Genomic DNA, 25,275 nt, shown 5'->3' on the forward strand with positions numbered 1-25,275 from the left:
GGCCCGGCCGTCTCGGCGTCAGCCGTCCAGCGCGGACTGCTCCACCGTGAGGGTGCCCGCGTCCGCGTCCAGTACGGCGGGAACACCGAGTGGCACGGTCAGGCTGGTCTCGCAGTGCCCAAAGCCCAGTTCCTCGACGACCGGGACACCGAGTCCGCCCAGCCGGTCGTGGAGCACCTCCCGCACCTCCTCGTAGGGGCCGCAGTCCCGCCAGGAGCCGAGCGCGATCCCGGCCACGCCGTCCAGCCAGCCGGCGCGCAGCAGTTGGGTCAGCATCCGGTCGATCCGGTACGGCTCCTCGCCGATGTCCTCCAGCAGGAGGATGCCGCCGGCCACCCCGGACCGCCCGTCCGGGGTGCCGAGACCCGAGGCGAGCAGGGCCAGGCAGCCGCCGACGGTGACACCGCGTGCCGTCCCTGGGACGAGGGCCCGGGCGCCCGGCGCGCCGAGCACGCGGGTCCGCTCGGGGGCGAAGAGGGTGTCCCGCAGCTGGGCCCGCGTGGGTTCGTCCTTGAGGAACCCCTCCGCGGCGATCATCGTGCCGTGCAGGGTGGCCAGGCCCAGCCGCACCGCGAACGCCTCGTGCAGCGCGGTGATGTCGCTGAAGCCGAGAAGCGTCTTGGGCCCGGCTGCCGTCAGCGCCTCCCAGTCCAGGAGGTCTGCCATCCGCTGGGCGCCGTAGCCGCCGCGCGCGCAGAACACGGCGGCCACGGTCGGGTCGCACCACGCCTCCTGGAAGTCCCGGGCACGCGCGGTGTCCTGACCGGCGAGGTAGTCGAAACGGGGGTGGCGGTCCAGGACGTGCGGCGCCACCACCGGGTCGAGGTCCCAGCCGCGCAGGATGTCCAGCCCCGTGTCGAGCCGCTCCCGGGGCACGGGACCGCTGGGGGCGACAACGGCGACACGGTCACCGGGAACGAGGCGGCGGGGGCGGATGAGCGGGACGAGCGGTGTCACTTGGTGAGCTCCAGAGGCGGTACGGATGGCGGGGTGAAGCCGAAGACCTGCCCGTACAGGGCCAGTTCGGCCTCAAGACAGGTGATCATGGTGTCCTCGCGGCGGAAGCCGTGGCCCTCGCCCTCGAAGGTCAGGTAGGCGTGCGGTACGCCGCGTCCCTTGATCCGCTCCAGGAACCGCTCGCACTGCACGGGTCGGCAGATCACGTCCTCCAGCCCCTGCAGCAGCAGGAAGGGCGCGGTGAGCCGATCGGCCCGGGTGATCGGCGAGCGGTCGCGGTAACGCTCGGGGACCTCGGCGTAGGGCCCGATGAGCGAGTCGAGATAGCGGGACTCGAAGTCATGGGTCTCGCCGCCCTCGGCCCACCCGCCGAGGTCGAGGAGCGGGTACTTGATCACGCCGCAGGCGTAGACGTCGGTGCCGGTCAGGGAGGCCGCACTCGTCCAGCCGCCGGCGCTCCCGCCGCGGATCGCGAGCCGTCGCCCGTCGGCGGCCCCCTCCTCGGCCAGCGCCCTCGCGACGGCCGCGCAGTCCTCCACGTCGACGACGCCCCACTGCTCGCGCAGCCGTTCGCGGTAGGCACGCCCGTATCCGGTGGACCCGCCGTGGTTGACCTCGACCACCCCGATGCCCCGGGAGGTGAAGTAGGCGATCTCCAGGTCGAGCACGAGCGGCGCCCGGCTGGTGGGGCCGCCGTGCACCCAGACGACGTACGGCGGCAGCTCGCCCTCGGGCGCCGCGAAGTACGGGTTCGCCGGCGGGTAGAGCTGGGCGTGGATCTCCCGTCCGCCGGGGCCGGTGAAGACGCGCTCCACGGGATCGGGCAGGAACTCCGGGGGAACGATGTCGTGGTGGGCGGCACCGATGACCCGCGTACGGCCCGTGCACGTGTCGAGTTCGAGGACCTCGAAGGAGGTGCGCGCCGAGGCCGCCACGGCGACCACCCGGGTGCCGGAGGTGGACAGCGCCGCGGTCCACTCGCTCCACGGTCCCGGCGCGTCGGTCAGCTCCCCGGTCGCCGGGTCGAATATCCCGAGTCGCTGCGCCCCCCTGCCGTGCAGGACCGCCAGCGTTCCGGCGTCGAGCGGGGCGAACCAGCGGGCCCCCATCTGCCAGCCGGGCCCGGCGAACTCCTCCCGCTCCGGGCGCAGGTTGACCGCCTCACCCGTGGCCGGGTCGACGCGGTGCAGATTCCACCAGCCCTCACGGTCGGTGGCGGCGATCAGGGTGCCGTCCGCCGTCCACTCCGCCTGGGCGACGGACTCGGCGGGGCCGCCGAGGATCGTCCGGGCGGCGCCGAAGGTGCCGTCCGCGCCGACGGCGGCCAGCCTGAGCTCCGTGCCGTCCCAGGGCATCCGGGGGTGGTCCCAGGCGATCCACACCGCCTGCCGTCCGTCCGGGGAGAGCCGTGGCGAGGTCACGAAGTGATGGGAGTCGTCGGAGAGTTCCCGCACGGCGGAGCGATCCTCGGCGGCGGATCCGTCCAGCGGGACGGCGGCGACGACCCGGCGCACGTCGCTCGGGCCCTCCCCGGTGAACTCCTCCATCACGCACCACACTTCCCCACGGTCCGGATGGATCTGCGGGTCCGCCCAGCGCAGCCCGTCGCCGACCGGGGAGAGCGGGGTCAGTGGCCGCGGCTCGGCATCCGGCACATCGGGCTCGAACGCGTAGAGCCGCTGGTCGGGAAAGTGGGAGAAGACGATCAGTGGTCCCGCCCCGGGCCGGCCGGCGCCCGCCCAGGCCCGCCCGCCGTACTCGATGACGCGGGTACGGGCGTTCCACGGTGCGGGCAGCAGGCTGCCGACCGAACCGTCCGCGCGGCGCCGCACGAGGGCGCGGCGCCCGCCCTCCGCGGGCCGCGGCTCCGTCCACCACACCTCGTCACCGACGAAGCCGGGGAACTCGGGGCGGCCGTCGTGGGAGGCGGCGGTACGGGCGTCGACCGGGGACTCCCAGGCGCCGTAGGGGGCGATGATCGGGGCACGCGTCATCGGGCATCTCCATCCGTGGTGGCCTGCCGGCCCAGCAGGAAACGGTCCAGTACGCGGACACCGAAGTGCAGCCCTTCCACCGGGACCCGTTCGTCGACGCCGTGGTACATCCCCGCGTAGTCGTACCCCTCGGGCAGCATGAGCGGCGAGAAGCCGTACCCCTTGATGCCGAGCCGGGAGAACTGCTTGGCGTCGGTGCCGCCGCCCATCACATACGGGACGACGTGGGCGTCCGGGTCGAAGTGGATGAGGGCCTCCCTCATCGCCGCGTAGACCGGGGCGTCGAGGGGCGCCTCCAGCGGGATCTCGCGGTGGTGGAACTCCCACTCGACATCCGGTCCGGTGAGCTCGTCCATCGTGGCCGTGAACTCCTCGTCGCCGCCCGGCAGGACCCGTCCGTCGACATGGGCGACCGCGGTGCCCGGAATGACGTTGATCTTGTAGCCGGCCTCGAGCACGGTCGGGTTGCTGCTGTTGCGGACCACCGGCTCCACCAGCGCGGAGGCGGCGCCCAGCTTGGTGAGCAGGGTGTCCACGTCGTCGAAGTCGGGCTCGACCCCGTGCAGCGCCGCCAGCTCGGTCAGCGCCGCCCGGACGGTGGGCACGATACGCACCGGCCAGCGGTGCTCGCCGATGCGGGCGACGGCCGCGGCGAGCCGCGTCACGGCGTTGGTCCGGTTGACCTTGGAGCCGTGCCCGGCCCTGCCGTGTGCCGTCAGCTTCAGCCAGGCGGTGCCGCGCTCCCCCGCCGCCACCGGGTACAGCCGCAGCCCGGGCCCGGCGTGGAAGGTGAATCCGCCGGACTCGCCGATGCCCTCGGTGCAGTCGCGGAACAGCTCGGCGTGCTGTTCGACCAGGTAGGTCGCCCCGTAGGTCGCGCTGTCCTCCTCGTCGGCCGTCAGCGCCAGCACGATGTCCCGCTCGGGTCGGAGGCCCTGCCGGGCCCAGGAGCGCAGAGTGGCCAGCACCATGGCCACGGTGCCCTTCATGTCGACGGCGCCGCGGCCCCAGACCACGCCGTCGCGCACCTCGCCGGAGAAGGGATGCACGCTCCAGTCCTCGGCCCGGGCGGGCACCACGTCCAGGTGGCCGTGGACCAGCAGCGCGCCCTCGCCGGTCCCGGACCGGGAGGTGCCGGAGGTGCCCTCGATCCGTGCCACGACGTTGGCCCGGCCCGGCGCGGACTCCAGGATGCGCGCCTCGATCCCGGCCTCGTCGAGCAACTGCGCGGCGTACTCCGCCGCGGGACGCTCGTTGCCCTCCCCGCCACCGTGGTTGGTGGTGTCGATCCGGATCAGCTCCGAGGTGAAGCGGACCGCCTCGTCCAGTGCCCGGGTGTCAGCCATACTGCTCCTCCACTGCTGCCGAAACGAGGGTGGTCACGGCCTTGTAGCAGCGAATCCCCTCGTACATGGTCGGTGAGGTGTACGTGACGCGGCGCTCGCCCGTCCGCTCCACGCCCGGCACCACCGCGGCGGCCCCCGCCAGGTGCGCCGCGTCGAACTCGACCTCGATCGTGAACGGCCCGCCCCGCGCCGGCTCGTGCCGCACCGCGAGCGCCGCGGCGTCCTTGGCGGCGGCGCGGATGTCCGCCGCAGTACGGGCCGGCGGCCGGCACACGGCCGCGTACCGCGACACATAGTCCTTCACGGCGACGGTACGCGCCTCCGGCGCGTAGTCCCGGGCGTCCACACCGGTCCGGTCGTCCCCCGTGACCAGCACGACGGGCACCCCGTACTCGGCCGCGACCAGCGCGTTCAGCCGGCCCTCACTCGCCGGCGGGCTGCCGTTGACCCACACGCCAGTGATGGAATTGGGCAGATAGGTGTGGGCGAGCACCCCCTCGGTCCCCGCACCCGTGTGGAAGCCGACGAAGGCGATGCCGTCGACATCGCCGTGCTGCACGCCCTCCACCATGGACAGGTCCTTGTGCCGGCCGGTGACCATCTGCGCCCGCTCGTCCAGCTGCTCCAGCAGCAGGTTGCGCATCGACCAGTGGGCCTCGTTGACCAGGACCTCGTCGGCGCCGCCGTCGAAGAAGCCGGCGATCGCCGCGTTCACGTCGGAGGTGAACAGATGCCGGAAGCGCTGCCACCCCTCCGTGCCGGGCAGTACATCGCCGGGCCAGGTCACGCCGGTGGCGCCCTCCATGTCCGCGCTGATCAGGATCTTCATGGCACGGAACGTTACGCAAAGTCACCGCCGCACACCAGGCCCCCGCCCCGCCTGTGGAAAACTTCAGTGGCCGAGACCTGTGAAATTCAGCCGGCACCCCCTGCCACCAGCCAGTTCGTCGGTACCTCGATGCGCGAGCCGTCCGCCCGCCGCTCCGTCGTCACGAGCGCGGCCTCACCGCGCGCGAGCACCTCCATCCCCGCGGCGCGGAAGAGCTCCGGGATCGTCTCGTCCGGCATCTCCGCCGGCGCGATCCCGTGCGCGAAGACCGCCGCGAGCTTGGCCGGCGGGCCGCCCGGCCCCTGCGCGAGCCCGCCGAGCACGCCCTTCGCCGACTCGGCCGGCTCGTCGGCGAAGACGCGGCCGCGGCCGCCGGTCAGCAGGGCGATGCCCTCGACCAGCGGTGCGCGCTCCTCGGGAAGGCACTGGTGGAGCACCCCGCGCATGTACACGTTCACCTCGCCCAGTTCCCCGCCCAGCCGCCGGACCGCGTCGAGATCGGCCGCGTTCAGCCGGCGGTACTCCGCGACGCCGTCCGGGTCCTGCTGCCGCGCGTGGCCGATCGCGGCCGCCGCGAGATCCACGCCGACGGCCCGCCCGTACCGCTCGGCGAGGAAACGGGTCTGGGTGCCGTTGCCGCAGCCGAGGTCCACGACCGGGAGCGACGGGTCGAAATGGGCCTCGAAGAGCGGGAGGTGGAGAGCCGCGGTGACCTCCGCCTCCGCATCCCAGAAAACCCCTCCGGGTCCGTCCGGGGCATCCCGCCAGAAGTTCTCCCACGCCCGCAGGTTCGTACCGGTGACGTCCATGCGATCTCCCCAGGTCCACGTGTCCGTCGCCGCCCGGCCGTGTCCGGCCGGGCGGCCCGATGCCCCGTCAGGGTCGTTGCTACCGCCACCGGTCGGCGTGGGCAAGAGTGCGGCGGAAGTCGTGACCTGGCGTTCGCTACGTTCGAAGGCCGCGGGGGGCTTCGCCGTCCCGCCCGCCGGTCCGCCGCCACGGCAGGGACTGCTCGAACCAGACCGTCTTGCCCTGGGCCGTGCGGCTCGCACCCCACTCCCGGGCCAGCCGGCTGACGATCCGCAGTCCCCGTCCCGACTCGTCCTCGGGACCGGCGCTCAGCAGGACGGGAACGGCGTGGTCGTCGTCCGTGACCTCGCACAGCAGGGCGTCGGTGCGGACCAGGCGCAGCTCGACGTGCCGGGAATGCGCGTGCCGGACGGCGTTGGTGACCACTTCGCCGACCATCAACTCGGCCGCCTCGGCGGCCTCCTCCAGGCCCCAGCGCTCCAGCGCGCCCCGGGTGAGGACACGCGCCCTGCCGACCTCGCGGGGGTCGAGGGCGAGCTGCCAGGTGACGACGTCCTCGCGGGCGATGCCGTTGAGCCGGGCCATCAGCAGGGCCACGTCGTCCTTGCGGCCGCCCGGTGGATTGAGGGCGCGGATGATCGTGTCGCAGGCGTCGTCCATCGAGGCCGCGGGATGCGCGGCGCTCTCGCACAGCGCGGCGAGCCCGGTCCCGATGTCCTGGCCGCGCACCTCCACCAGACCGTCCGTGCACAGCACCAGCCGGTCGCCGGGTGCGACGGCGAACCGGACCGCCTCGAAGGGCACCCCGCCGATGCCGATCGGCGCGCCCGTCGGCACGTCCAGCAGCTCGCTGCGTCCGTCCTCGGCGCGCACCAGCACGGGCGGGATGTGGCCCGCGTTGGCGATGAGCAGTTCGGACCGGATCGGGTCGTACACGGCGTACAGGCAGGTCGCCAGATAGTGCTCGCCGAGGCGCTGCGCCAGGTCGTCGAGATTGCGCAGCAGTTGCGCGGGCGGCATGTCGAGCGCCGCCATGGTCTGCACCGCGGTACGGAGCTGGCCCATCATGGCGGCCGCGTTGAGCCCGTGACCCATGACGTCCCCCACGACGAGGGCGAGCCGGGAGCCGGGCAGTTTGATGCTGTCGAACCAGTCGCCGCCGACCCGGCCCAGTCGAGTGCCGGGCAGATAGCGCGTCGCCACGTCACACCCCGGCATGCGCGGCGTGATCTGCGGCAGCATGCTGTCCTGCAGCGTGTCGGCGACGTTCTCCTGGTACGTGTACATCCTCGCGTTGTCCAGGACGAGCCCCGCGCGGGCGGCCAGTTCGGCGCCCGTCACACGGTCCATGTCGTTGAACTGCGGGCGCTCACCGTGGCGCAGAAGGATCATGAAGCCGAGGACGACGTTGCGCGCCTTGAGCGGCACGACCAGCATCGAGCGCCCGGTGATCAGCGGCCGGATGTCCCGCTTCTCGAACTGCGAGGCGATGGCCTCGCCCATGGGCTCGGTGATCCTGGGCACCAGGACCGGCTGGCCGCTCGTCATGCACTGGAAGAACGGGGTGTGCTCGGGGAACGGCATCGACTCGCCGACCGGGACGACATCGTCCCAGCGGCCGGGTTCGTCGGTGTGCTCCAGGGCGACCCGGTACCACATCGTCGTCACGTCGGGCGGCCCGTCGGGGAAGCCTTCGCCCGCCAGGACCTGTTCACGCAGGTAGGTGCCCGCCACGTCGGTGAAGCGCGGTACGACGGCGGCGCTGACCTCCTGGATCGTGCGGGCCAGGTCCAGGGAGCTGCCGATGCGCCCGCTGACCTCGTTGAGGAATTCCAGGCGCTCGCGGACGGCGGCGTACTCGAGGTCGGGCGCGGGCTCCTCGGACGCGGCGGCGCGCGGGTCGGCCGCCGCCTCGCGGGCGGCGCGCATTCTGCGGGCCCTGCGCTCGTCCCGCCGTGGCACGCCCCAGTCTGGGGTGACCGGCACCCGGTCGTGGCGGCTGATCTCGAGGACGGGGTAGCCGAGTTCCAGCACCTGGGAGACGATCCGGCCACTCTCGGCGACGCTCATGCTGGGCAGGATCTCGGGGAGCCGCTTGGCGAGGCCGTCAGCGCCCGGGAACTCGGTGTGCAGGGCGAATCCTGGTGCGATCCGCTCGGACTCCCCGGGTGTGCCGTCGCCCTCGTCCTGTAACTGGGCGGCGTCCGCGGCGAGTACGAGGAGCCGCTCGGGGCCCGGGCCGACCAGGGGGTACGCCCACCACAGGACGTCGGCCGGCAAGCCGCCGGGGTCCCGGGCGAGTCCCTGGTTGAGCCGGGCCCGGCCCGCGGTGGGGTAGGCGGTCGCGCCGCTGAGCGAGGCGTCCAGGTCGGGCCCGGGATGGGCCCGGCCGTCGTGCGCGGTGCCGTCGCCCGGTGCCGCGGAAGTGCCGGAGGCGTCCTCGTCGCGGAGCGCTCCGGAGACGGGCAGCAGGTCGACGGCGGGGTGCCCTATGGCTTCTTCCCTGGTGCGCCCGAAGAGTTTGCGGGCGCCCGTGCTCCAGTGCGAGACCAGCCCGTCGCCGTCCACCACGACCACGGCGAGCGGGATGCGTCCGGAGAGCCCGGTCCGCTGCTCCGGCAGCGCGGCGCGGCTCTCCTCCCCCGGCGGAGTGCGACGTTGCATGACGCGTCCGGCTCCTTCCCCTGCGGTGCCAGGAGCCCGGCCGTGGCCCGGGGTGGTCGGCCCCCGGCGCAAGATCTGCGGCTCCGCCACCACGGTACGGCCGACACCGGGTGCCGCGTAGGGCATTGGACGAATCAGGCGTGCGCCCGCGTGAGGCCGAAGACGCGCTGGGGCGCACGCGGGCGCGCACACGCCCGCCGCGGTGCCCTTCAGCCCCGCGCGTCCACCTCGTGCCGGCCCTCGTGCCGGCCCTCGTGTCAGTCCTCGTGTCAGTCCTCGTGCCCCAGGTGCACGTCACGCTCGGTGCGCTCGCCGCCGCTGAGTCGCAGCACGGTGGCCACCGGCGGATACCCCGAGGCCACGACCGTGTACTCGCCCGCGGCCAGGTCCACGAAGCGGAAGACGCCGTCCGCGCCGGTCGTCACGGTGTCCAGGACGTTGCCCGCCGCGTCCAGCAGGGTGACCCGGGCGTCCTCCACGAGGCCGCCGCCCGGCCCGCGGACGGTACCGCGCAGCATCGCCCCGCCCGCGAGTTCGACGTCCTGCCGGGTCTCCCGGGCCGCGTGCACCGACACGGGCAGCGCCGCCGGGCGGTAGGCGGGGGCGTTGGCGGCGAGCGTGTACTCCCCGGCGACGAGGTCGCTGAGGACGTAGTCGCCCTCACGGCCCGTACGGGCGGTGGCCACCACGTCGCCCCGGGAGTCGGTGAGGGTGACGGTGGCCTCGCGTACGGCCGTGCCGTCGGCGGTGTGCACCGTACCGGCGAGACGGCCGGCCCCGCCGAGCACCACGTCGAGTTCGACCGGGCGCTCCCCGACGGTCACGCTGACGGCCTGCGGCTGGTGTCCGCCGGCGGCGGCGATCAGCACATAGCTGCCGCTGCCCGGGGTGCTCAGCGCATAGCGCCCGTCCTCGCCTGTGGCGCCGCGCCCGATCTGGCGGCCGGTCACATCGATGAGGGTCAGCGCCGCACGGCCCACGGTGCTGCCGTCGGCGTGCTGGACAGTGCCGCACACCGGGACGCCGACGGTCTCGGCCTTGCGGGCGGTGGGGACGTGCTGGGTCACCAGGGGTTTCTCCTTGAGCAGGAAGGCGAGCAGGAAGCCGAGGGCGAGCACCGGCACCAGGTAGAGGAAGATGCGCGGCATGGCCTCCGCGTACGCCCGCACATATGCGTCGCGCAGCGGCGCCGGCATCGCGTGCACCATGTGCGGGGTGATCGACTGCGGGTCCGGCAGATCGACGCCGCGCGGCAGCCGGTCGGCGAGCCCGTCCGCGAGCCGGTTGGCGAACAGGGTGCCGAAGACGGCCGCTCCGACCGAGCCGCCGATCTGCCGGAAGTAGTTGTTGGCGCTGGTGGCGGCGCCGAGGTCGGCGGGACGTACGGAGTTCTGCACCGCGAGGATCAGCACCGGCAGGACGAGGCCGATGCCCAGGCCGAGCACCCCCATGTAGACGCTGTACTCGACGCGGGGGGTGTCGGTCTCCAGCAGCGACAGCAGCCACATGCCGACCACCGAGAGCGCCCCGCCGACCAGCGGGTACACCTTGTAGCGCCCGGTGCGGCTGATCATCTGGCCGGAGACGACGGAGGCCAGGACGACGCCGAGCATCATGGGGAGCATCAGCAGTCCGGACTCGGTGGCGCTGACCCCGTTCACCATCTGCAGGAAGGTCGGCAGATAGCTGGCGGCGCCGAAGAGGCCAACGCCGACGACGGCCCCGATGAGGGCGGAGAGCGTGAAGACGCCGTCGCGGAAGAGCCGCAGTGGGATGAGTGGTTCCACGGCGAACCGTTCCACCACGACGAACAGGACGGCGCAGCCGAGGGATCCCGCGCCCAGCCAGATGATCACGTCCGAGCGCCAGGCGTATGTGGTGCCGCCCCAACTCGTCAGCAGCACCAGGCAGGTGGAGCCGGCCGCCAGCAGCAGCGCGCCGAGCACGTCCAGCCGGGGGCGCGTGGTGGGCCGCGGCAGCTTCAGGACGACGGCGATGACGGCCAGGGTGACGAGCCCGAACGGCACGTTGATGTAGAAGCACCAGCGCCACGAGGCGTGGTCGGTGAAGAACCCGCCGAGCAGCGGCCCCGCCACGGAGGCCAGGCCGAAGGAGGCACCGATCAGGCCCATGTAGCGGCCGCGTTCCCGGGGCGGGACGATGTCCGCGATGATCGCCTGGACGCCGATCATCAGCCCTCCGCCGCCGACACCTTGGATGGTGCGGAAGGCGATCAGCTCGTCCATGGAACGCGACCAGCCGGCGAGCGCGGAGCCGATGACGAAGACGACGATGGCGAACTGGAAGACGCTCTTGCGCCCGAAGAGGTCGCCGAGCTTGCCGTAGATCGGCAGCCCGACGGTGGAAGCGAGCAGATAGGCCGTCACGGCCCAGGACATCTTGTCCAGACCGTGCAGCTCGCCGACGATCTTGGGGAGCGCGGTCGCCACGATCATCTGGTCGAGGGCGGCCAGCAGAAGGGTCAGCATGAGCCCGAGGAAGACCAGTCGGACCCTGCGGGGGCTCAGCCCCGTGACGGGCGCGCCGTCGTCCTGCGGCACCGGTACGGGCCGGTCCTCGGGGCCCGTGCCGACGCCGGCCCCGTCCGTGAGGGTGCCGGTCTCCTCGGACAGCGTCGTCCCGGTGGTGCCGCCCATCTGCGTACCGTTCCCCTCGTCGCGCCTGCCCTGCGACAACGATCAGGGGCGCCGGGGATGCGCCGGAGCGCGGCAGATCCACCCTTTCAAGTGACGTGCCCACCGGCGTGCGCCCACCGGGCGGGGACCGGGCACGTGCGGGCGCGTGCACGTACGGCACGTACGGCACGCCAAGGGAGGCGACCGGGCGTCACCCGACTCCGGCCGCCTCCCTTGTGCCGCCCGCTACTTCTCGGTCTCCGCGGCGAGCCGCGCGAGCACCGCGTCGTGGATGCGGTTGAGGCCCTTGGGGGCGAAGGTGCGCTCGAAGAAGCCGCCGATGCCGCCGGCGCCGGTCCAGGTGGCGGTGACGACCGCCTTGGCGCGGCCCTCGCCGGCCGGGGTGACCGTCCAGGTGGTGACCATGGTGGAGTTGCGGTCGCTCTCGACCAGCTGTCCCGGGGTCGGCTCGGTCACGGCGAAGAGGCAGTCCCGGATGCGCTTCTCGGTCGCCTGCAGCTTCCAGTGCACCAGGGTGCCCGCACCGCTGCCGCCCTCGCGTACCTCGTACTCGCTGTACTGCTCGGGAAGCAGCCGCTGCCGGGTGCCCGAGTAGTCGGCGAGCGCCGCGAAGACGCTCTCCGGGCTCGCCTCGATCTCTCGCTGCGTGGTCGCCTCGACCTGTGCCATCGCCGTCCTCCGTCGATCCGTGTGCCGTCGGTGGCAAGCCAATCACCATGGCCGCGTGCCCGCGAAATCGGCCTGCCCCACCCGGCGGGAAACCAGGTGCCCTCACGGGCCGCGGCGCGTTATCGTCGGCCGCATGAACGTCATCGGCCACAGCAGCACCGCGACCGCGCGAGCGACCAGCTCGCCGGTTGCCGCCGCCTGACATACCCCCTTCCTCACCACCGGCGACCGGGAACGGCCCGCCGGTGGTTTCGTGGCTCCCCGTCGCGATTCCGGTGATCGCGCGGACCCGTTGTCCGGTGCCTCCCCGCCCGCCACGCGAAGGAGCCACCCTCCATGAACACCGAAGAGATCGTCCGCACGTTCGTCGAGTACTTCGAGGAACGCGGCCACCGCCGCATCACCGGCTCGACGCTGCTGCCGCCGCCCGGGGACCCGGTGCTGTTCACCACCTCCGGCATGCACCCGCTGACCCCGTACCTGGAGGGCCGCCCGCACCCTCTGGGCAGGCGACTGGTCAATGTGCAGCGCTGCTTGCGCACCACGGATCTGGAGGAGGTCGGCGACCCCACCCATCTGACGGTCTTCGAGATGCTCGGCACCTGGTCGCTCGGCGACTACGAGGGCCCGCGGAGCCTCGACTGGGGCTACGGACTGCTCACCGAGGGCTTCGGCATCGACCCGGGGCGCCTGCACGTCACGGTGTTCGGCGGCGACGACCGCACGGGGCCGGACACGGACTCCCTGGAGCTGTGGGGGAAGCACGGGGTCCCCGTGGAGCTCACGGTCGAGGACAACTGGTGGTCCAACGGGCCGACCGGCCCGTGCGGCCCCGACTCGGAGATCTTCCTGTGGACCGGCGACACCCCGCCGCGGTCCACACCCACCCGCGACGGCCGCTGGGTCGAGGTCTGGAACCACGTGATGATGCGCCACCGCCGGCTCGAGGACGGTTCCCTCGTGCCGCTCCCCCAGCGCAACGTCGACACCGGACTCGGCCTGGAGCGGCTGGCCTCGCTGCTCCAGGGCCGGACCTCGGTGTTCGAGTGCGATGTCTTCGACCCCTGGCGCCGTCTCGTCCCGCCGCTGTGGCCACTGGACGAACCGTCGCTCCGTCTGGTCTGCGACCACCTGCGCTCGGCCGTGGTGGTGATCGGCGACGGGGTGCGCCCGGCCAACACCGGCCGCGGCTACGTACTGCGCCGGCTGGTGCGCCGGGTGCTCACCGCCCTGTGGCGGGACGATCCGTCGCGCGGCCTCGGAGACCTCCCCGACGAGCTGGTCCGGCACACCCTGGAGCACTTCCGCCAGGGGACCGATCCGGACGACGTGCACCGGGTGCTGCTCGATGAGGAGCGCCGGTTCGAGCGGCTCCTGGAGCGCGGCCGCCAGGTACTGGCCCGGCCCCGGTTCCGGGGCCCACTGGACGAGGAGGACCTCCACTACCTCCACGACACCCACGGTCTGCCGCGCGACCTCGTCCGGAGCCTGCGGCCCGAGTGACAGGAAGCCCCTGACGGGCCCCGAGCAGTGCCGAAAGCGGCGCTCGGGGCCCGTCAGGCGCGTGTGGCCCTTCGCGGTGGCCCCGGGAATCCCCCGGATCCCCCTCGACGCTAATCGCTCAGATGTTCTATTCTCGGGAGGAGAGCAACGAAGGAGGCGGCATGAGGTGGGACAACCTGAGCCGCGACACGGCGGCGACCACACCGGCGCTCTTCGGCGTGGACGCCGTGACCCGTACGTTCGACACCCCCGAGTTCCGCGGCATCACCTTCCACGAGGTGCGCGCCCGGACGATCGTCAACCGGGTGCCCGGGGCGTCCCGGATGCCGTTCGAGTGGACGATCAACCCCTACCGCGGCTGCGGCCACGCCTGCGTGTACTGCTTCGCACGCAAGACGCACACCTACCTGGACCTCGACAGCGGCCTGGACTTCGACTCCCAGATCGTCGTCAAGGTCAACGCGCCCGAACTGCTCCGCCGTGAGCTCGCCTCGCCCCGATGGCAGGGCGAGCACATCGCCATGGGCACCAACGTGGACTGCTACCAGCGCGCGGAGGGCCGCTACCGGCTCATGCCGGGCATCCTCGCCGCCCTGCGCGACCACGCCAACCCCTTCTCGATCCTCACCAAGGGATCGCTGATCCTGCGTGACCTCGACCTGCTGGTGCAGGCGTCCCGGGTCACCGACGTGTCCACCGCCGTCTCCGTCGGCTTTGTCGACCGGGACCTGTGGCGCACCGTGGAGCCGGGCACGCCGTCACCGGCGAAGCGGCTGGAGGTCTGCCGCACCCTCAACGAGCACGGCATTCCGTCGGGCGTCCTCATGGCGCCGGTGCTGCCGTACCTCAGCGACTCGCCCGAGCAGTTGCGCGAGACGGTCCGCGCGATAGCAGGGACCGGAGCCACCTCCGTCACCCCCCTGGTGCTGCATCTGCGCCCCGGGGCGCGGGAGTGGTTCATGGCCTGGCTCTCCGTGCACCACCCGCGACTGGTCTCCCGGTACAAGGCGCTCTACGCGGGCGGCGCCTACGCCCCCACCTGGTATCAGCGGCGCATCACGCGCCAGGTGCACGAATTCGCCGCCGAGTTCGGGATCGGACCCAGCCGGTCCGGGGCCGCGCGCCGGGGCTTCGCATCGGAGCCATCGGAGGCACCGGAGGCACCGGAGGAGGCCGCTTCCGAGACGCCCGCGGCACCCCCCGAGCCGACCCAGCTGACGCTGATCTGAGCTCGCGCCCGGCCTCGCGAAAACCGGGTGCCCTCCCGGCACCGCCCCCTTAACGTCACGGCCATGACGGATGTGAGGGTGATGACCCGCGACGACATCGACGCCGTGGCGGCGATCCGCGTACGGGGCTGGCAGGCGGCCTACGCCGGGATCGTGCCGGGGTCGTACCTCGACGCGATGGACGTCGAGGCGGACGCGGAGCGCCGCAAGGAGTGGTTCGACGCGGGCGGCGACCGGGTGGACAACCTCGTCGCCACGGACGGCGACGAGGTGACGGGCTGGGCGGCGTTCGGTCCCTACCGGGGCGAGCCGGACGACGCCGAGGTCGGGGAGCTGTACGCGATCTACATACGCCCCGACCGGGTCGGGCACGGCGCCGGCCGGACGCTCATGGACGCCGTGCGGGCCCGGGCCGGCGAGCGCGGCTTCCGGAGCCTGCGCCTGTGGGTGCTCGCGGACAACGCGCGTGCGCTGCGCTTCTACGCGCGGGCGGGCTTCGCGCCGGACGGCGCCGACCAGCTCGAGATGTACGACGGCATCCCGCTCAGGGAGCTGCGGTACGCGACGGATCTGGCCTGAAGCGCCCGGCCAGACGGCGCGTGGCGGCACTCGGTGCCGCTCCGCGCGCCGCGGCCAGCACCGGCGCGGCCACGGGGTCACCCGACCGCACCAGGGCCCGCACGATCCGCCTCGGATACGGCGGCGCGCACAGCCCGGCGAGCGCGGCGGTCGCGCGGGGCTCGTCCCCGTAGCGGGCGAGGCCGCGTGCCGCCGCGGCGCGCACCTCGTCTCCCTCGTCCGACGCGGCCGCGAGCAGCGTCCCGAGCACCTCGGGGCCCCCGATGCGGCCGAGCGAGTCCACGGCCGCGGCGCGCAGGCGGGGATCCGCGACGGCCCGGGTCAGGACGGGCACCGCCCGCGCGTCCCCGAGCCGTCCCAGCTCCTCCACGCAACCGGCGGCCGCCTGATGGACCGTCCGGCCCTCGTCCAGGAGCCAGGTGAGGGTGGACGTCAGCGCGGGCAGCGACTCGGGCGCCCGCAACCGGCCCAGCAGGCGCACGGCGGCGAGGGCGTAAGCGATCCGCAGCCGGTTCGTGGCGAGCGCGGCGGCGGCACGGGCGGTCCGCGGATCCCCCAGCCGCGTCAGTGCCTCGGCCGCGGCAAGGGTGTTCCAGGCGTCGCGGTGGTTGAGGAAGAGGACAAGGGTCTCGAAGGCACGCCGGTCACCGGCCCGTCCCAGCAGGACGGAGGCGACGAGACGCTGCTGCGCGGAGCGGGACGGCTCGGTCAGCACGGCGGCGAGGCGGTCCCTGGCGGCGGGAACGTCCAGCCGCCCGAGGGCGACGAGCGCCGTCGAGGCCACCTCCTGGTCCGGGTCGCCGGCGGCCGCGACGAACAGGTCCAGGTGCGCCGGGTCACGGTCGCAGCCGATCAGGGTCAGGGCGAGCCGCCTGACGCGGGGCGCCGCCTGGCGGGCCTGGCGCATCAGCAGGGGCACGCAGGCGGCGGGCAGAACGGGGTCGGTCCCGGATGGCCGGTGCCAAGAGGGCGGGGGGCGACCGATGACGATGCGGCTGACGGTGTCCTCGACCAGCCCCGGGTACCAGGAGGGGTCGTCCGGCCCGAGCACGCCGAGCAGGCCGAAGAGCGGTCCCGCCGCCTCCATGGCGCGCTTGACCGCCAGTGCCTCCAGGGCGTAGCGGCGCTCCTCCTCCGTGCCATGGGGCAGCATGGCCAGAAGCGGTGGGACGGCGGGGGCCCGCCCGCCCGCGACGTCGAGGCGCGCGCGCTCGGCGGGTCCGAGCCAGGGCCGCACCATGGCGGCGGCGTCGGGGGAGGCGGCGAGCCGCCGCAGATAGGCGTCGCGTTCCTCGCACCGGCCCTGGCCGGCGAACTCCAGCAGCCCCAGGACGCGGCGCGGCTCCCCCCGCTCGCGCAGCCGGGCGACGTCGGTCTCCCCGGCCCGCACGGCCCCGTACAGCTCTGCCGCCCGCCGGGCCGCGTGACCACCGCCCCCGTGCACTCGTCCCACGGTCCCCCCTCTCCCGTGCGCTCACCCTAATGGCGCGCTCATCTGGCGGCGATGCAAATCACATGGGCGGGAGGGGTGGCGCCGAGGTTACTCACCGGTTAGCCTCTAACCAATGCACGCAGCGGCCTGGTGACGCAGCCGCCGTGCGCCGCCGTTGTCGGTTCGGCACCATCGCGGCGCAGCCCCGGGACAGGGCTCGCCGGCACTCTCACGCGGGTACGCACACGCACGCGTACGCACCCCCGCGGCCCCTCGACTCCTCCTCCCGCCCGCGCCTGCGCAGCAGAGACGCACGGCGCGGACCCTCAGCATTCGGAGTTCCGCGATGGACCGTCCACGACCCTTCCGCACCGTCGCCATCATCGGTCTCGGCACCATGGGCACCGGCATCGCCGAGGTCGTCGCCCGTGCCGGCCACGAGGTGATCGGCATCGAGATCGACGACGCGGCGGCGCACCGCGCCGTCACCAACCTGGAGGCCTCCACCGCCCGTGCCGTGCAGCGCGAGCGGATCACGGAGTCCGAGCGCGGCGACATCCTCGCCCGTTTCCGCACCTTCTCCGATCTGGCGGCGGCGGCCGAGTCCGACCTGGTGATCGAGGTCGTCACCGAGCACTTCGACATCAAGCGCGAGGTCCTCACCGCCCTGGACGCGATCCTGAAGCCGGGCGCCATCCTCGCGACCGGCACCAACGCGCTGTCGGTGACCGAGCTCGCCTCGCACACCTCGCGCCCCGACCGCGTCCTGGGCCTGCACTTCTTCGCTCCGGCCCCGGCCATGAAGCTGGTCGAGGTGGTCTCCACCGTGCTGACCTCACCCGAGACGACGGACGCCGTGACCGAACTGGTCCGCTCCCTCGGCAAGGAGCCGGTGGCGGTCGGCGACCGGCCGGGCTTCATCGCCGACGGGCTGCTCTTCGGCTACCTCAACCAGGCCGCCGCCATGTACGAAGCCCGGTACGCCACCCGGGAGGACATCGACGCGGCCATGCGGCTGGGCTGCGGTCTGCCCATGGGCCCGCTGGCCCTCCTGGACCTCATCGGCATCGACACCGCCCAGACCGTCCTGGAGGCGATGTACGAGGCCTCGCGCGACCGGCTGCACGCCCCCGCGCCGATCCTGAAGCAGCTCACCGCGGCCGGTCTCAAGGGCCGGAAGTCCGGGCGCGGTTTCTACACCTACGAGGCCCCCGGCAGCGCCACCGTGGTCCCGGACGGCGAGACCCCGGCCGGGGCCGGCGGTGTCACCGGCGGGCGCCCGGTCCGCACGGTGGGCGTCGCGGGCTCGGGCACCATGGCCACCGGTATCGCGGAGGTCTTCGCCAAGGCCGGATACGAGGTCGTGCTGGCCGCCCGCGGCCAGGAGAAGGCCGACAAGGCGGTCGCGGCGCTCGCCAGGTCGCTGGACCGGTCGGTCGCCAAGGGCCGGCTCAGCCAGGAGCAGCGCGACGCGGCCGTGGCGCGGGTGACCGCGGCCGGCTCGCTGGACGCCTTCGCCGACGTGGACCTGGCCGTCGAGGCGGTCGCCGAGGACCTGCCGGTCAAGCAGCAGCTCTTCGCGACCCTGGACAAGGTCTGCAAGCCGGGCGCGGTGCTCGCCACGACGACGTCCTCGCTTCCCGTGGTGGCCGTCGCCACCGCGACGTCGCGCCCGCGGGACGTCATCGGCATGCACTTCTTCAACCCGGCGCCGGCCATGAAGCTCGTCGAGGTGGTCCGCACCGTGCTGACCGCCGAGGACGTGCACGCCACCGTCCACGAGGTCTGCGGCCGGATCCGGAAGCACGCCGTGGACTGCGGGGACCGCGCCGGTTTCATCGTCAACGCGCTGCTGTTCCCGTATCTGAACAACGCCGTGAAGATGGTCCAGGAGCACTACGCGACGGTCGAGGACATCGACTCCGCGATGAAACTGGGCGGCGGCTATCCGATGGGGCCCTTCGAACTGCTGGACGTCGTGGGGCTGGACGTCTCGCTCGCGATCGAGCAGGTGCTGCACAAGGAGTTCCGCGACCCGGGCCTGGCGCCGGCGCCGCTGCTGGAGCACCTGGTCTCCGCGGGCTGCCTCGGCCGCAAGACCGGCCGCGGCTTCCGCGAGTATGCCCGCCGCTGATTACGCGGGCGGTTGGGACGGACGGGACGGCCAAAGCGGCTGGGGCGGTCTGCTGGGACCGCCCCACCGCCTCCGGAGGCCGGGCCCGGCCCACGGTGCAGCGGGAATGCAGTACGTTCGCGGTATGTCCCAGCCCGTGAAGCCCGCCCGCGCGTCCTCCACCACCGCCCAGCGCCATCGTGTCCGCCAGGAACTGGCCGCTGCGGCGATGCACCTGTTCGCGACCCAGGGATACGAGGCGACCACGGTCGACGAGATCGCCGCGGCCGCCGGCGTGGCGCGGAGGACGTTCTTCCGGCACTTCCGCTCCAAGGAAGAGGCGATCTTCCCCGACCACGACGACACCCTGGTGCGCGTGGGACAGGTGCTGGACTCCGCCGACCCGCACGAGCACCCGCTCGACACGGTGTGCCGCGGCATCACCGAGGTGCTGCGGATGTACGCCGAGGCCCCCGAGGTCTCGGTGGAGCGCTACCGGCTGACCCGCGAGATCCCGATCCTGCGGGAGCGGGAGATCGCCTCGGTGGCCCGCTACGAGCGGCTGTTCACCCGCTATCTGCTGGGCCACTTCGACGAGGGCGCCCACCACGACGGGGACGACGACCCGCTGCTGGCCGAGGTGGCGGCCTCCGCCGTCGTCGCCGCCCACAACCACGTGCTGCGCCGCTGGCTCCGCGCCGGCGGCAAGGGCGACGTCGAGTCGCAGCTCGACCACGCCTTCGAGGTCATCAAGCAGACCTTCGGCACGGGCATCGGCCGGCGCCCCGCCCCCGTCCCCGTCCTCACCTCCGCGCAGGGCGAGGTGATCGTGGCCGTGGCCCGCACGGACGCCTCTCCCGCCGAGGTCATGCGGACCATCGAAAAAGCCCTGAAGGGCGCGTAGCGGCCCGATCGCGCCCGCGCGTCCTCCTTCCGCCCCCGGCTCCCCACCGGCGCCCCCAGGCCCTCGCGCCGGGGGCGCCTTGCTGTGTTGCTCAAACGTGAAGCCGTGGTGCCATCTGAGAAAAATTGTTGGCACGCAGTGTCTTGCAGGGTGGCACGCGGTGCCATAACGTGAGAACTGTCCGGGCGGGCGGCGTACTGGGATCCGTCGTACGCCGTCTGTCCCCAAAGGCCCGGACGCCTGCGTCACAGGCATTCACCGCGCCACCACGCGCTCAGCTCCATCCGTGCGACCGCCACGGACAGCAGCACCACCGCCGAACCGACGGCACCACTCCACAGCAACCCCCGACGTTCCCTCAAGCGTCCCTACGTCGCGCTTCGCCGGAGGCATCACCGTGAAGGACATCCTCGACGCAATCATGGCGTCCGAAAGCACGGCCGCGGACTTCGCCGCACTGCCGCTGCCCGAGTCGTACCGCGCCATCACCGTCCACAAGGACGAGGCCGGCATGTTCGAGGGCGTGGACAGCCGCGAGAAGGACCCGCGCAAGTCGCTGCACCTGGACGAGGTGCCCGTGCCCGAGCTCGGCCCGGGCGAGGCCCTGGTGGCCGTCATGGCCAGCTCGGTCAACTACAACTCGGTGTGGACCTCGATCTTCGAGCCGGTGTCTACGTTCGGCTTCCTGGAGCGGTACGGCAGGCTCTCCCCGCTGACCAAGCGGCACGACCTGCCCTACCACATCATCGGCTCCGACCTGGCGGGCGTCGTCCTGCGCACCGGCCCCGGCGTGAACGCCTGGAAGCCCGGTGACGAGGTCGTCGCGCACTGCCTGTCCGTCGAACTGGAGTCCGCGGACGGCCACAACGACACGATGCTCGACCCCGAGCAGCGCATCTGGGGCTTCGAGACCAACTTCGGCGGCCTCGCCGAGATCGCGCTGGTCAAGTCGAACCAGCTGATGCCCAAGCCCAGGCACCTCAGCTGGGAGGAGGCGGCGGCCCCGGGCCTGGTGAACTCCACCGCCTACCGGCAGCTGGTCTCCCGCAACGGCGCCGGCATGAAGCAGGGCGACAACGTCCTGATCTGGGGCGCCAGCGGCGGGCTCGGCAGCTACGCCACCCAGTTCGCGCTGGCCGGCGGCGCCAACCCGATCTGCGTGGTCTCCTCCCCGCAGAAGGCCGAGATCTGCCGCGCCATGGGCGCCGAGGCGATCATCGACCGCACCGCCGAGGACTACCGGTTCTGGAGGGACGAGCACCACCAGGACCCCAAGGAGTGGAAGCGCTTCGGCAAGCGCATCCGCGAGCTCACCGGCGGCGAGGACGTCGACATCGTCTTCGAGCACCCGGGCCGCGAGACCTTCGGCGCCTCGGTCTACGTCACGCGCAAGGGCGGCACGATCGTCACCTGCGCCTCGACCTCCGGCTACAACCACGAGTACGACAACCGCTACCTGTGGATGTCGCTCAAGCGCATCGTCGGTTCGCACTTCGCGAACTACCGCGAGGCGTGGGAGGCCAACCGCCTCATCGCCAAGGGCAAGATCCACCCCACGCTGTCGAAGACCTACCGCCTGGAGGAGACCGGCCAGGCCGCCCACGACGTGCACCGCAACGTCCACCAGGGCAAGGTCGGCGTGCTCGCGCTCGCCCCGCAGGAGGGCCTCGGCGTCCGCGACGAGGAGATGCGCGCCCGGCACATCGACGCCATCAACCGCTTCCGGAACATCTGAGATCGGGAACGAGCATGAGCGAGCGTCAGAAGGATCGTCCGTGGCTGATGCGGACATACGCGGGGCACTCCACCGCCGAGGCGTCCAACGCCCTGTACCGGCGTAACCTCGCCAAGGGCCAGACCGGCCTGTCGGTCGCGTTCGACCTCCCGACGCAGACCGGATACGACCCCGACCACATCCTCGCCCGCGGCGAGGTGGGCCGGGTCGGGGTCCCGGTCGCCCACCTCGGCGACATGCGCCGGCTCTTCCAGGACATCCCCCTGGAGGAGATGAACACCTCGATGACCATCAACGCCAGCGCCATGTGGCTGCTCGCGCTCTACCAGGTGGTCGCCGAGGAGCAGGGCGCCGACATCACCCGGCTCCAGGGGACGACGCAGAACGACATCGTCAAGGAGTACCTGTCGCGCGGGACGTACGTCTTCCCGCCCGGCCCGTCCCTGCGGCTGACCACGGACATGATCGCCTACACGGTCAACCACATCCCCAAGTGGAACCCGATCAACATCTGCAGCTACCACCTGCAGGAGGCCGGGGCCACGCCGGTGCAGGAGATCGCGTACTCCATGTCCACCGCGATCGCCGTCCTGGACGCGGTCCGGGACTCCGGCCAGGTACCGCAGGAGCGCATGGGCGACGTCGTCGCGCGCATCTCCTTCTTCGTGAACGCGGGTGTCCGCTTCGTCGAGGAGATGTGCAAGATGCGCGCCTTCACCCGCATCTGGGACAAGGTCACCCGAGAGCGCTACGGCATCGAGGACCCCAAGCAGCGCCGCTTCCGCTACGGGGTGCAGGTCAACTCGCTGGGACTGACGGAGGCCCAGCCGGAGAACAACGTCCAGCGCATCGTGCTGGAGATGCTGGCCGTCACCCTCTCCAAGGACGCCCGGGCCCGCGCCGTGCAGTTGCCGGCCTGGAACGAGGCGCTCGGGCTGCCGCGCCCCTGGGACCAGCAGTGGTCCCTGCGCATCCAGCAGGTGCTCGCCCACGAGAGCGACCTGCTGGAGTACGGGGACATCTTCGACGGCAGTCATGTCGTCGAGGCCAAGGTGGGTGATCTCGTCGAGCGGTCCCTCGCCGAGATCGAGCACATCCAGGGGATGGGCGGCGCCATGGCCGCCGTCGAGTCCGGCTACCTCAAGTCGCAGCTGGTCTCCTCGCACGCCGAGCGCCGGGCGCGCATCGAGTCCGGCGACGAGAAGATCATCGGCGTCAACTGCTACGAGGGCACCGAGCCGAGCCCCCTCACCTCCGACCTCGACGGCGCCATCATGACCGTCGACCCGGAGAACGAGGCCCGGGTCGTCGCCGCCCTCCACGAGTGGCGCGACAACCGGGACGAGGTCCGGGCGCAGCGGTCCCTGGAGACCCTCAAGGCCGCGGCCGCCGGAACCGGCAACATGATGGAGGCCACGCTGGAGTGCGCCCGGGCGGGCGTCACCACGGGCGAGTGGTCCTGGGCACTGCGCGACGTCTTCGGCGAGTTCCGCGCCCCGACGGGCGTGAGCAGCGCTCCCGTCGCGGTCACCGCGGAGCCCGGCACGCCGCTGGCCGCGGTACGCCGCAAGGTGGCGCTCACCGCCGAGGAGCTGGGCGGCGGCAAGCTGCGGCTGCTGGTGGGCAAGCCGGGCCTGGACGGCCACTCCAACGGCGCCGAGCAGATAGCCGTGCGGGCGCGCGACGCCGGTTTCGAGGTGGTCTACCAGGGCATCCGGCTGACGCCCGAGCAGATCGTCTCGGCGGCGGTCGCCGAGGACGTGCACTGCGTGGGGCTGTCGATCCTGTCCGGCTCGCACGCCGAACTGGTCCCGGACGTGCTGGACCGGCTGCGCAGGGCCGGGGTGGACGACGTGCCGGTGATCGCGGGCGGCATCATCCCGCCGGCGGACGCGGCCAAGCTGATCGAGTCCGGCGTAGCGGCCGTGTTCACGCCGAAGGACTTCGGAATCACCGAGATCATCGGCAGGATCGTGGACGAGATCCGCAGGGCCCACCGGCTGGAACCGCTGGAGGTCGCCGCGTGACCGCCGTGGCACACACCCGTACGAACACGTTCGACACCCCGGAGGCGTAGCAGAGATGCAGTTCGGCCGTACGTATGAAGAGTTCGAGGTCGGCGCCGTCTACAAGCACTGGCCCGGGAAGACGGTCACCGAGTACGACGACCACCTCTTCTGCCTCCTGACCATGAACCACCACCCGCTCCACATGGACGCGAACTACGCCGAGAAGACCACCGACTTCGGGAGGAACGTGGTCGTGGGGAACTACGTCTACTCCCTGCTGCTCGGCATGTCCGTGCCGGACGTCTCCGGCAAGGCGATCGCCAACCTGGAGATCGAGTCGCTGAAGCACGTGGCGCCGACCTTCCACGGCGACACGATCTACGGCGAGACGACGGTGCTGGACAAGTGGCCGTCGAAGTCGAAGGACGACCGCGGGATCGTCCACGTGGAGACCAAGGGCTACAAGCAGGACGGCACCCTGGTGTGCGTCTTCCGCCGCAAGGTGATGGTCCCCACCGCCACATACATCAAGGAGCGCGGCGGCGAGCAGCCCGGCCGGCCCGAACTGAACGCCTAGGAGACAGCAGACATGAGCCGCCTCGCGCAGACCGACGGGCTGACCGACATCCAGCGGGAGATCCTCTCCACCGTCCGCAGCTTTGTCGACAAGGAGATCATTCCGGTCGCCAACGAGCTCGAGCACAAGGACGAGTACCCCACCGACATCGTCGAGGGCCTCAAGGAACTCGGCATCTTCGGCCTGATGATCCCGGAGGAGTACGGCGGCCTCGGCGAGTCCCTGCTCACCTACGCCCTGACGGTCGAGGAGATCGCCCGCGGCTGGATGAGCGTGTCGGGCATCATCAACACGCACTTCATCGTCGCCTACATGCTCAAGCAGCACGGCACGCAGGAGCAGAAAGAGTACTTCCTGCCCCGCATGGCCACCGGCGAGGTGCGGGGCGCCTTCTCGATGTCCGAGCCGGGCCTGGGCTCCGACGTCTCGGCGATCCGCACCAAGGCGGTCCGGGACGGCGACGACTACGTCATCAACGGCCAGAAGATGTGGCTGACCAACGGCGGCACGTCCAACCTCGTCGCCGTACTGTGCCGGACCGACGAGGGCCTGCCGGAGGGCACGGCCCCGCACAAGTCCATGACGACCTTCCTCATCGAGAAGGAGCCGGGCTTCGGCCCGAACCCGAAGGTGAAGGGCCTCACGGTGCCCGGGAAGATCGAGAAGATGGGCTACAAGGGCGTCGACACGACCGAGCTCATCCTCGAGGATGTGAAGATTCCGTCAAATCGCGTCCTGGGCGGTCAGAGCGGCCGCGGTTTTTACCAGATGATGGACGGTGTCGAGGTCGGCCGGGTCAATGTGGCCGCCCGCGGCTGCGGTGTCGCGCAGCGCGCCTTCGAACTGGGGATCGCGTACGCCCAGCAGCGGCAGACCTTCGGCAAGCCGATCGCGCAGCACCAGGCGATCCAGTTCAAGCTCTCGGAGATGGCCACCAAGGTCGAGGCGGCCCACGCGCTGATGGTGAACGCGGCCCGCAAGAAGGACTCCGGCCAGCGCAACGACCTCGAGGCCGGCATGGCGAAGTACCTGGCCTCGGAGTACTGCAAGGAGGTCGTGGAGGACGCCTTCCGCATCCACGGCGGCTACGGCTTCTCCAAGGAGTACGAGATCGAGCGCCTGTACCGCGAGGCACCGATGCTGCTCATCGGCGAGGGCACCGCCGAGATCCAGAAAATGATCATCGGCCGCCGACTGCTCGAGGAGTACCGGATCCAGGGGTAAATGTCTGGGTTGTGACACTTTGTGCGAGCCAAAGGTCACACCCA

Annotated in this window: 18 protein-coding genes; 9 read left to right on the top strand and 9 right to left on the bottom strand. The window is 72.0% G+C overall.

All coding sequences use genetic code 11. From position 1 onward, the window contains the following. Positions 1–18: 18 nt before the first annotated feature. The 8 genes from AB0F62_RS08150 to AB0F62_RS08185 all read right to left on the bottom strand — a co-directional run bounded on the left by AB0F62_RS08150 (position 19) and on the right by AB0F62_RS08185 (position 11,926). Entirely contained in the window at positions 19–957 is a 939-nt protein-coding gene (locus AB0F62_RS08150) for an LD-carboxypeptidase (RefSeq protein WP_361793630.1), read from the bottom strand. Further along, positions 954–2,951 carry a prolyl oligopeptidase family serine peptidase gene (locus AB0F62_RS08155; RefSeq protein WP_361793633.1) on the bottom strand — a complete coding sequence of 666 codons (1,998 nt, stop codon included), beginning with the start codon at positions 2,949–2,951 and terminating at the stop codon, positions 954–956. Before AB0F62_RS08155 ends, AB0F62_RS08150 begins: the two co-directional genes overlap by 4 nt. Beyond that, positions 2,948–4,297: a M20/M25/M40 family metallo-hydrolase gene (locus AB0F62_RS08160; protein WP_361793636.1), complete on the bottom strand. Its 1,350-nt coding sequence runs from the start codon at positions 4,295–4,297 to the stop codon at positions 2,948–2,950. Before AB0F62_RS08160 ends, AB0F62_RS08155 begins: the two co-directional genes overlap by 4 nt. Beyond that, the gene (locus tag AB0F62_RS08165) at positions 4,290–5,126 is read right to left on the bottom strand and encodes a M55 family metallopeptidase (protein WP_361793639.1); all 837 of its coding nucleotides are present in this window, start codon (positions 5,124–5,126) and stop codon (positions 4,290–4,292) included. Before AB0F62_RS08165 ends, AB0F62_RS08160 begins: the two co-directional genes overlap by 8 nt. Positions 5,127–5,212: 86 nt before the next feature. Then, positions 5,213–5,935: a class I SAM-dependent methyltransferase gene (locus AB0F62_RS08170; RefSeq protein ID WP_361793642.1), complete on the bottom strand. Its 723-nt coding sequence runs from the start codon at positions 5,933–5,935 to the stop codon at positions 5,213–5,215. 136 nt (positions 5,936–6,071) lie between these two features. Next, entirely contained in the window at positions 6,072–8,600 is a 2,529-nt protein-coding gene (locus AB0F62_RS08175) for a SpoIIE family protein phosphatase (RefSeq protein ID WP_361793645.1), read from the bottom strand. A 269-nt stretch (positions 8,601–8,869) separates the two neighbouring features. Continuing rightward, positions 8,870–11,257, bottom strand: a complete 2,388-nt coding sequence (locus AB0F62_RS08180; RefSeq protein WP_361793648.1) for an MFS transporter — start codon at positions 11,255–11,257, stop codon at positions 8,870–8,872. 225 nt (positions 11,258–11,482) lie between these two features. Further along, the gene (locus tag AB0F62_RS08185) at positions 11,483–11,926 is read right to left on the bottom strand and encodes an SRPBCC family protein (protein WP_361793651.1); all 444 of its coding nucleotides are present in this window, start codon (positions 11,924–11,926) and stop codon (positions 11,483–11,485) included. 336 nt (positions 11,927–12,262) lie between these two features. Here AB0F62_RS08185 and AB0F62_RS08190 point away from each other — a divergent pair, with 336 nt between their 5' ends. From AB0F62_RS08190 to AB0F62_RS08200, 3 genes are all read left to right on the top strand, one after another. Then, complete coding sequence (locus tag AB0F62_RS08190; RefSeq protein WP_361793654.1) at positions 12,263–13,429, top strand: alanine--tRNA ligase-related protein; 1,167 nt, start codon at positions 12,263–12,265, stop codon at positions 13,427–13,429. 161 nt (positions 13,430–13,590) lie between these two features. Continuing rightward, positions 13,591–14,658: an Rv2578c family radical SAM protein gene (locus AB0F62_RS08195; protein ID WP_361793657.1), complete on the top strand. Its 1,068-nt coding sequence runs from the start codon at positions 13,591–13,593 to the stop codon at positions 14,656–14,658. Positions 14,659–14,721: 63 nt separating this feature from the next. Then, on the top strand, positions 14,722–15,237 hold the full coding sequence (locus tag AB0F62_RS08200) for a GNAT family N-acetyltransferase (protein WP_361793660.1): 516 nt from the start codon (positions 14,722–14,724) through the stop codon (positions 15,235–15,237). Here AB0F62_RS08200 and AB0F62_RS08205 read toward each other — a convergent pair. After that, a complete protein-coding gene (locus AB0F62_RS08205; RefSeq protein WP_361793663.1) occupies positions 15,203–16,690 on the bottom strand; it encodes a HEAT repeat domain-containing protein in 1,488 nt (495 codons plus the stop codon). The two genes, AB0F62_RS08200 and AB0F62_RS08205, sit on opposite strands and share 35 nt — an antisense overlap. 325 nt (positions 16,691–17,015) lie before the next feature. Between AB0F62_RS08205 and AB0F62_RS08210 the strand changes: the two genes are divergently transcribed. From AB0F62_RS08210 to AB0F62_RS08235, 6 genes are all read left to right on the top strand, one after another. Next, positions 17,016–18,803, top strand: coding sequence for a 3-hydroxybutyryl-CoA dehydrogenase (locus tag AB0F62_RS08210; RefSeq protein WP_361793666.1), 1,788 nt, complete (start codon positions 17,016–17,018; stop codon positions 18,801–18,803). Positions 18,804–18,909: 106 nt separating this feature from the next. Beyond that, positions 18,910–19,686 carry a TetR family transcriptional regulator gene (locus AB0F62_RS08215; RefSeq protein WP_361793669.1) on the top strand — a complete coding sequence of 259 codons (777 nt, stop codon included), beginning with the start codon at positions 18,910–18,912 and terminating at the stop codon, positions 19,684–19,686. A 397-nt stretch (positions 19,687–20,083) separates the two neighbouring features. After that, entirely contained in the window at positions 20,084–21,421 is a 1,338-nt protein-coding gene (gene ccrA / locus AB0F62_RS08220) for a crotonyl-CoA carboxylase/reductase (RefSeq protein ID WP_361793672.1), read from the top strand. A 14-nt stretch (positions 21,422–21,435) separates the two neighbouring features. After that, complete coding sequence (locus AB0F62_RS08225; RefSeq protein ID WP_361793675.1) at positions 21,436–23,448, top strand: protein meaA; 2,013 nt, start codon at positions 21,436–21,438, stop codon at positions 23,446–23,448. 55 nt (positions 23,449–23,503) lie between these two features. Next, positions 23,504–24,007, top strand: coding sequence for a MaoC family dehydratase (locus tag AB0F62_RS08230; protein WP_361793678.1), 504 nt, complete (start codon positions 23,504–23,506; stop codon positions 24,005–24,007). Between the two features lie 12 nt (positions 24,008–24,019). Next, the gene (locus tag AB0F62_RS08235) at positions 24,020–25,231 is read left to right on the top strand and encodes an acyl-CoA dehydrogenase family protein (protein ID WP_361793681.1); all 1,212 of its coding nucleotides are present in this window, start codon (positions 24,020–24,022) and stop codon (positions 25,229–25,231) included. Positions 25,232–25,275 lie beyond the last annotated feature (44 nt).

Source organism: Streptomyces sp. NPDC026673, assembly GCF_040638135.1.
Taxonomy (GTDB): domain Bacteria; phylum Actinomycetota; class Actinomycetes; order Streptomycetales; family Streptomycetaceae; genus Actinacidiphila.